The following is a 7,330-nucleotide window of genomic DNA, read 5'->3' on the forward strand; positions in this document are numbered from 1 at the left end:
GGGAACTCCAGGTTGTCGACGGCACCGCGCACGTACAGTCCGGAGCCGCCGACCAGGATCGGCCAGCGGCCCTCGGCCAGGAGGGCGTCGATGCGGGCGCGGGCCAGCTTCTGGTACTCGGCGACGGAGGCGGCGACCGTCACGTCCCAGATGTCGAGCAGATGGTGCGGGATCCCGCCGCGTTCCTCGGGGGTGAGTTTGGCGGTGCCGATGTCCATGCCACGGTAGAGCTGCATCGAGTCGGCGTTGATGACCTCGCCGCCGAGCTGCTGGGCCAGGAAGACGCCGAGGTCCGACTTTCCGGCCGCGGTGGGGCCGACGACGGCGATGACACGGGGGGCGGGGGATGCACTGCTCACCGCACCAGTCTCGCAAACCTCACGGCCCCGCCGATGGCCGACGGTGAATGACGTGCGGCTACGCGGGCAGGGGTTACGGGCGTGGCCTGGGCGGTCGCGTGGTGTGACGCCCCTTGGGGCGGGTAGCGTCGCTCACAAGTGCCGCATCACGCGCATTCGGGCTTTTCCGGAAGGTGGATCATGGGTCTGTTCGACGATGTGAAGGCCGCGCTCGGCCCGGCCAAGGACAAGGTGACGGACTTGGCCCGGCAGCACGGCGACGCCGTGCAGGACGGCATCGACAAGGCCGCGCAGCTGGTCGACCAGCGGACCAAGGGCAAGTACACCGACAAGATCCACGCCGGTACGGACAAGGCGAAGGAAGCGGTGGACCGCCTCGGGCAGGAGGGCCGGAAGCCCGGCGAGGGCCCGCAGGCTCCGCCCCGGACTCCGCCCCAGAGCTAGCTCCAGGCGGCGACGAGGTAGCCGACGCCGTACGGCGCCTCGTCGTACAGCAGGGTGCCGTCCAGGCCGGCGCCCTCGGCCGCCGCGGCGAGGACCTGCCAGGGGGCGCGGCCGGAGGCCTGGAGTTCGCGGGCCAGGCCGGTGTCGAGGGCGGCGAGGGCCGCCAGGTCGGCAGTGCCCAGGGCGCGGGCGGCCTCGGCGTCGAAGGGGGCCGCGCGGTCGTCGAGGTAACCGGGGGCCTTGAGCGAGCGGGAGGCACTGCCGTCGCCCATCACGAGGAGGGCGATCCGGTCGTTCCCGCCGGTGATCTCCGCCCCGAGTCCGGCGCACTGGCCGGCGGGGAGATCGGCGTCCACGGCCACTCCCTCGACCGGGACGTCCGTCCAGCCGGTCCGGGCCAGCAGCCACGCGGCGACGGCCAGAGAAGCGGGCAGTTCCGGACCGGGCGCGTCCCCGGGGCCGAGCCTCACAGCCAGATCGACGCCGAAGTCCTGGAAGGAACCCCAAGTGCCCTGCGGGTAGTGCCCGCCCTGCTCGGCGGGGCCGAGGACCACCAGGCGGTCGGGGCGGGCGGCGGCGAGCACACCGAGCGCCTCCGCGCAGGCGGCTCGGGCGGCGTCCAGTTCGGGCGCGGCACCCGCGGCGGCCTCGGGGACGAGCAGCGGTGGACAGGGGCAGACGGCGGCCGCGACAAGCATGACCGGCAGCGTAACCCGCCTCGCCCCCGGCCCGCGCATGGCTCGGACCGGGGGTGAGGCGCGGTACGGGTCAGTCGCAGCCGCAGCCGCTCGTGGCGGCCGGCAGCGGCGCGGGGACACCGATCTTCGGCAGGCCGAGCATGACGCCGGCCTTCTCCGTGGTCTCGGCCGCGTTGCGCTTCTCCCAGGCGTCGCCCGCGCGCGTACGGCGCACGGCGAGGACGGGGCCCTCGGCGAGCAGGTGGTGCGGGGCGGCGTAGGTCACCTCGACGGTGACGACGTCGCCGGGGCGCACCTCCTCGTCCGGCTTGGTGAAGTGGACCAGGCGGTTGTCGGGGGCGCGGCCGGAGAGGCGGTGGGTGGCACCGTCCTTGCGGCCCTCGCCCTCGGCGACCATCAGCTCCAGGGTGCGGCCGACCTGCTTCTTGTTCTCCTCCCAGGAGATCTCCTCCTGGAGGGCGACGAGGCGCTCGTAGCGCGCCTGCACGACCTCCTTGGGGATCTGGCCCTCCATGGTCGCGGCGGGGGTGCCGGGACGCTTGGAGTACTGGAAGGTGAACGCCTGGGCGAAGCGGGCCTCGCGGACCACCTGCATGGTCTGCTCGAAGTCCTCCTCGGTCTCGCCGGGGAAGCCCACGATGATGTCGGTGGTGATGGCCGCGTGCGGGATGGCGGCGCGGACCTTCTCGATGATGCCGAGGTAGCGCTCCTGCCGGTACGAGCGGCGCATCGCCTTCAGGACGGTGTCCGAACCGGACTGGAGCGGCATGTGGAGCTGCGGCATCACGTTCGGCGTCTCGGCCATGGCGGCGATCACGTCGTCGGTGAAGTCGCGGGGGTGCGGGGAGGTGAAGCGGACGCGCTCCAGGCCCTCGATCTTTCCGCAGGCCCGCAGCAGCTTGCTGAACGCCTCGCGGTCACCGATGTCGGAGCCGTAGGCGTTGACGTTCTGCCCGAGCAGGGTGATCTCGCTGACGCCCTCGGCGACCAGCGCCTCGATCTCGGCGAGGATGTCACCGGTCCTGCGGTCCTTCTCCTTGCCGCGCAGCGCCGGGACGATGCAGAAGGTGCAGGTGTTGTTGCAGCCGACGGAGATCGACACCCAGGCCGCGTAGGCGCTCTCGCGCCGGGTCGGCAGGGTGGAGGGGAACGCCTCCAGCGACTCGGCGATCTCGACCTGCGCCTCCTCCTGGACGCGGGCGCGCTCCAGCAGGACGGGCAGCTTGCCGATGTTGTGCGTACCGAAGACGACGTCGACCCAGGGCGCCCGCTTCACGATGGTGTCGCGGTCCTTCTGCGCGAGACAGCCGCCGACCGCGATCTGCATCCCGGGACGCGACATCTTGCGCGGCGCGAGCCGGCCGAGGTTGCCGTAGAGCCGGTTGTCCGCGTTCTCGCGGACCGCGCACGTGTTGAACACGACCACGTCGGCGTCCCCGTCCGAACCCTCGGGCGCCCGTACGTAACCGGCGTCCTCGAGCAGCCCGGACAATCGCTCGGAGTCGTGGACGTTCATCTGGCACCCGTAGGTGCGCACCTCGTACGTCTTGGCTTCTCGAACGTCCACTGCCGGGCTCCGGTCGCTGCTGGTGGTCATGGGTCAAGGGTAGGCGGTCCCCGGACGCCCTCCGTCCCCGCTCCCGGCGGCCCGTGACCGGGGACACAGCGGGGCCGTCAGCGCTCGGCCGGGGCCCATCCCTGGCGCCGTAGCACCGCCGACACGTCGGGCGCCCGGTAGTGGTCGCCCTTCAGGACCTTGCCGTCCTCGCGGCGGCTGATCTCGCCGGACGGCCCCACCTTGCTCATGTTGGCGCGGTGGATCTCGGCGATGACCTCGTCGAGGTCGATGCCGTGGACCAGGGCGGTGCCGTAGGCGACGTAGACCACGTCCGCCAGTTCCTGCGCGAGGTGGTCGAGGGGCCGGTGACCGAGACCTCGGCCACCTCCGCGGCCTCCTCGGCGAGCAGTTCCCCCCGGTGCGCGGCGAGTTCGGGACTGATCTCGGTGGGTACGGCGCGGGCGTCGAGACCGAAGGCGCGGTGGAACTCGCTGACGAGACGGGCGGGAGAAGTGCTCATGCGGCGACTGTAACCGCCGCCTGCGACACCCCCGCCGGTTGTCCACAGGCGGCCGGAGAGAGGGTCGTGCGGTTGTCCACAGCCCTGGTCCGGCCGCTTGCGGCCTGGCAGGATCGCCCGCATGTCCAAGGTGTTCCCGTTCGCCGAGATCTCCGCCCGGCTGCCCGGCCGGCGCCGCTTGCTGTGGGCGTCGGGCGTGGGAGTCGTGGTGCTCGGCCTGCTGCTCTGGTGGCTGGCACCGCTCGGCGAGAAGCCGCCGAGCGGGACCATCGTGTTCAGCACCGGCGGCACCCGCGGGGTGTACGAGGAGTACGGCCGCCGCCTGCGCAACGAGTTGGCGAAGGACATGCCGGGTCTGACCGTGAAGCTGACCAGCAGCGCCGGTTCGCAGGAGAACGTGCAGCGGGTGGCGTCCGGCAAGGCCGACTTCACCATCGCGGCGGCCGACGCGGTAAAGACGTACCAGCAGGCGCACCCCGCCGAGCACCGGCTGCGCGGGGTGGCCCGGCTCTACGACGACTACGTGCAGCTCATCGTGGCGCCCGGTGCCAAGATCGACAGCGTCGCCGACCTCCGGGACAAGCGGGTGGCCACCGGCCTGCCCAACTCCGGTGTGCGGCTGATCGCGAACGGGGTACTGAAGGCCGCCGGGATCGACCCGGAGAAGGACATCGTCCCGGTGTCCGCGGGGATCGACACCGGTCCGGACATGCTGGCGGACCACGACATCGACGCCTTCTTCTGGTCCGGGGGCCTGCCGACCGGCGGGCTGACCGAGCTCGCGGACAAGTCGGGGTTCCGGTTCATACCGATAGAGGGGAAGCTCGTCTCCCAGTTGCACGCCGAGGGGGAGCCGGCGCGTTACTACCGCGCCACCAACATGCCCGAGTCCGCGTATCCGCTCGTCCAGGGCGGCTCCACGGTGGCCACCATCGCGGTGTCCAACCTGCTGATGACGCGCTCGGACCTGGACCCGAGGCTCACGGAGTGGATAACCCGCATCGTGATCAAGAGCCGGGACGAGATAGGCAAGCACGTGCACTCCGCACAGCGCGTGGACCTGCGCACCGCCATCTACACCGACCCGCTCCCCCTGCACATCGGCGCCCGGCGCTACTACCGCTCCGTCAAGCCCTGACGGGCGCCGGGGACGGGGGCGTGCCGGGGCAGCGTGACGGTGACCCGCAGGCCCTCGGGCTCGTGGTGGCCGTAGGAGATGGAGCAGCCCGTCGCGGCGAGCAGGGCGCGGGTGATGGACAGGCCCAGTCCTGAGCCCTTGATGTTCTGATGGCGTCCGCTGCGCCAGAACCGGTCGCCCACGCGCTCGAGTTCGTCGTCGGTCAGCCCCGGCCCGGTGTCGGTGACCTGGATGGTGGTGGTGTCTCCGCTCGCCAGGACACCGACCTCGACCGTGCCGTGCTCGGGGGTGAACTTGACCGCGTTGTCGATCACCGCGTCCAGCGCGCTGGACAGGGAGATCGCGTCGGCCCAGGCGGTCGTGGGCGGGCAGTCGCCGACCAGCCGGACGCCCTTGGCCTCGGCGGTCGGCGTCCAGGCGGCGACCCGTTCCCCGGCCAGTGCGCCGATGTCGGTCAGCCGGGCCTCGGTCTCGGCGTGCTCGGCCAGCGCCAGGTCGAGCAGGTCGTCCAGCACCTGGGCCAGCCGCTTGCCCTCGGTGCGCACGGAGGCGATCTCCTCGTTGCCCTCGGGGAGTTCGAGGGAGAGCAGTTCGATCCGCAGCAACAGAGCCGAGAGGGGGTTGCGCAGTTGATGGGAAGCATCCGCGACAAATGCGCGCTGCTGCTCCAGCACGTCCTCGACGTTGTCCGCCATCTCGTTGAACGACCGCGCCAGCCGCCGCAGTTCGGGCGGCCCGCCGCCGACCGCGACGCGCGACTTCAGACGTCCGGTGGCGATGTCATGAGTGGTGGCGTCCAGGATGCGCACCGGCCGCAGCACCCAGCCGGTCAGCCGCAGCGCCGCGCCCACCGCGAGGAGCATCGCCGCGATCTCCCCGGCCGCGATCAGCGCCCAGCCGCGCAGCACCCGCCACCGCATCTGCTCGGTGGGCGAGTCGGTGACGACGACCGCCACCACGTCCCCGTCCCGGATGACCGGCGAGGCGACCACGAGCCGGGTCCGCTGCCAGGGCCACACCTGGCCGGGGTCGTGGCTGCGGCGGCTGAGCAGCGCCTCCTCGAAGGCCGCCCGGACCACCCCCTCCTCCGGTACCAACCAGTCGCCGGGTGCGTTGACCATGGCGGAGCGGTCGCTGTAGAAGACACCGGCACGGATGTCGTAGACGTTGTGGTAACTCTTCAGCTCGCGGTGGAGGGTCCGGAGGCGCTCGTCGGGGGCAGTGGAGCGGTTGCCGCTCGGGGTGTCGGTGACGAACTGGGCGAGTGCGGCGAAGCGCGCGGTGTCGTCTATCCGGTCCACGATGACGCGCTGCTGCTCGGCCGCGGCCACGCTGGCGGCGAGCGGTACGCCGAGCGCGAGGAGCACGGCCGCCATCAGCACGATGAGCAGCGGCAGGAGCCGAGTGCGCACCCGGCCCCGCTATCCGGCCGGGGCGACGAGCCGGTAACCGACCCCGCGCACGGTCTCGATCAGCGCGGGCATGCGCAGCTTGGCGCGCAGCGACGCCACGTGCACCTCCAGCGTGCGCCCGGTCCCTTCCCAACTGGTGCGCCACACCTCGCTGATGATCTGCTCCCGACGGAAGACCACGCCGGGCCGCTGGGCGAGCAGCGCGAGCAGGTCGAACTCCTTGCGGGTCAGTGCCACGGTGGCCCCGGCCACGCTGACCTGCCGGGTGGGCAGTTCGATGCGGACCGTGCCGAGCAGCAGAGCGGCGCTGTCGTCGCCGGTCACAGCGTCCTCAGGGACGGTGCGGCGGCTGACGGCATGGATGCGGGCGAGGAGTTCACCGGTGTCGTACGGCTTCACCACGTAGTCGTCGGCGCCCAGGTTGAGCCCGTGGATGCGGGAGCGGATGTCGGAGCGGGCGGTGACCATGATGACCGGGGTGCCGGTGCGCTTGCGGATCTTGCCGCAGACCTCGTAGCCGTCCTGGTCGGGCAGACCGAGGTCGAGCAGGATCACGCCGAAGCCGGGGCCCTCGGGGACGAGCGCCTGGAGCGCCTCCTCGCCGCTGCGGGCGTGGGTGACGTCGAAGCCGTGCCGGGCGAGGACCGCGGAGAGGGCCGCGGCGACGTGGTTGTCGTCCTCGACGAGCAGCAGTCTCATCCCGCCCCCTTCGATTCAGCGTTCGTACGGTCTGGGTTCTTCTCGGGTGTGTACCGATGGTGTGCGCGTGTGCACCATGCAGTGACGCCGATGAAGGACGACGCAGTCAAGAGGGTTCCGGTTGCCCGGGCCTTCCGTTATCCGGCCGATACGCGCACAGAACGCAAGTGCTACGACACGTGTCCGATTGCTATCGGATCGTGATGCTCAGATTCACCTCAGATGTGGTGACGCCGACGCGGGGTCGTCACTACTGTCCACCGAAACCGAGGAGGACGGAGCCCGAGAGCGATGACCGAAGTAGCGGTGGCCAAGGAAGACGTGGCCGCGTCCGACGACCTGGTCGTCCTGAAGAGCGTCAACAAGCACTTCGGCGCGTTGCATGTGCTCCAGGAGATCGACCTGACGATCGGCCGCGGGGAGGTCGTCGTGGTCATCGGGCCGTCCGGGTCCGGCAAGTCGACCCTGTGCCGCACCATCAACCGTCTGGAGACGATCGACT

The 7,330-nt window shown here is 71.2% G+C and carries 8 protein-coding genes and 1 pseudogene; 3 read left to right on the plus strand and 6 right to left on the minus strand.

Annotated elements, in window-relative coordinates:
* Positions 1 to 359, minus strand: a 359-nt coding sequence (locus GT030_RS05640; protein WP_346009574.1) for an isopentenyl transferase family protein, incomplete at its 3' end; no start/stop codon positions are given.
* A gap of 180 nt (positions 360 to 539) precedes the next feature.
* On the opposite strand from GT030_RS05640, the gene GT030_RS05645 reads away from it, so the two are divergent.
* Positions 540 to 803 (plus strand): antitoxin, encoded by a 264-nt coding sequence (locus GT030_RS05645; RefSeq protein ID WP_161200125.1) that lies wholly within the window; start codon positions 540 to 542, stop codon positions 801 to 803.
* Here GT030_RS05645 and GT030_RS05650 read toward each other — a convergent pair.
* The 3 genes and pseudogenes from GT030_RS05650 to GT030_RS05660 form a co-directional block, all read right to left on the minus strand.
* Positions 800 to 1,501 (minus strand): hypothetical protein, encoded by a 702-nt coding sequence (locus GT030_RS05650; RefSeq protein WP_161200126.1) that lies wholly within the window; start codon positions 1,499 to 1,501, stop codon positions 800 to 802. The two genes, GT030_RS05645 and GT030_RS05650, sit on opposite strands and share 4 nt — an antisense overlap.
* Before the next feature lie 70 nt (positions 1,502 to 1,571).
* Positions 1,572 to 3,098, minus strand: coding sequence for a tRNA (N6-isopentenyl adenosine(37)-C2)-methylthiotransferase MiaB (miaB, locus tag GT030_RS05655; protein WP_161200127.1), 1,527 nt, complete (start codon positions 3,096 to 3,098; stop codon positions 1,572 to 1,574).
* 77 nt (positions 3,099 to 3,175) lie between these two features.
* Positions 3,176 to 3,579: pseudogene (locus tag GT030_RS05660) on the minus strand (MazG nucleotide pyrophosphohydrolase domain-containing protein).
* A gap of 121 nt (positions 3,580 to 3,700) precedes the next feature.
* Here GT030_RS05660 and GT030_RS05665 point away from each other — a divergent pair.
* Positions 3,701 to 4,717: a TAXI family TRAP transporter solute-binding subunit gene (locus GT030_RS05665; protein WP_161200128.1), complete on the plus strand. Its 1,017-nt coding sequence runs from the start codon at positions 3,701 to 3,703 to the stop codon at positions 4,715 to 4,717.
* Here the strand turns inward: GT030_RS05665 and GT030_RS05670 are convergent.
* Both GT030_RS05670 and GT030_RS05675 read right to left on the minus strand, forming a co-directional pair.
* On the minus strand, positions 4,696 to 6,129 hold the full coding sequence (locus tag GT030_RS05670; protein WP_161200129.1) for a HAMP domain-containing sensor histidine kinase: 1,434 nt from the start codon (positions 6,127 to 6,129) through the stop codon (positions 4,696 to 4,698). The genes GT030_RS05665 and GT030_RS05670 overlap by 22 nt on opposite strands.
* Before the next feature lie 9 nt (positions 6,130 to 6,138).
* Positions 6,139 to 6,828, minus strand: coding sequence for a response regulator transcription factor (locus GT030_RS05675; RefSeq protein ID WP_130337398.1), 690 nt, complete (start codon positions 6,826 to 6,828; stop codon positions 6,139 to 6,141).
* A 291-nt stretch (positions 6,829 to 7,119) separates the two neighbouring features.
* On the opposite strand from GT030_RS05675, the gene GT030_RS05680 reads away from it, so the two are divergent.
* A partial coding sequence (locus tag GT030_RS05680) for an ATP-binding cassette domain-containing protein (protein ID WP_161200130.1) occupies positions 7,120 to 7,330 on the plus strand: 211 nt, incomplete at its 3' end.

The organism is Streptomyces sp. SID1328, from assembly GCF_009865595.1.
Lineage (GTDB): Bacteria > Actinomycetota > Actinomycetes > Streptomycetales > Streptomycetaceae > Streptomyces > Streptomyces griseoluteus.

Excerpts from the sequence above, each read along its gene's own strand:
- GT030_RS05645 (WP_161200125.1), top strand. The coding sequence starts at position 540 with ATGGGTCTGTTCGACGATGTGAAGGCCGCGCTCGGCCCGGCCAAGGAC.
- GT030_RS05675 (WP_130337398.1), bottom strand. The coding sequence starts at position 6,828 with ATGAGACTGCTGCTCGTCGAGGACGACAACCACGTCGCCGCGGCCCTC.
- miaB (WP_161200127.1), bottom strand. The coding sequence starts at position 3,098 with ATGACCACCAGCAGCGACCGGAGCCCGGCAGTGGACGTTCGAGAAGCC.
- GT030_RS05650 (WP_161200126.1), bottom strand. The coding sequence starts at position 1,501 with ATGCTTGTCGCGGCCGCCGTCTGCCCCTGTCCACCGCTGCTCGTCCCC.
- GT030_RS05665 (WP_161200128.1), top strand. The coding sequence starts at position 3,701 with ATGTCCAAGGTGTTCCCGTTCGCCGAGATCTCCGCCCGGCTGCCCGGC.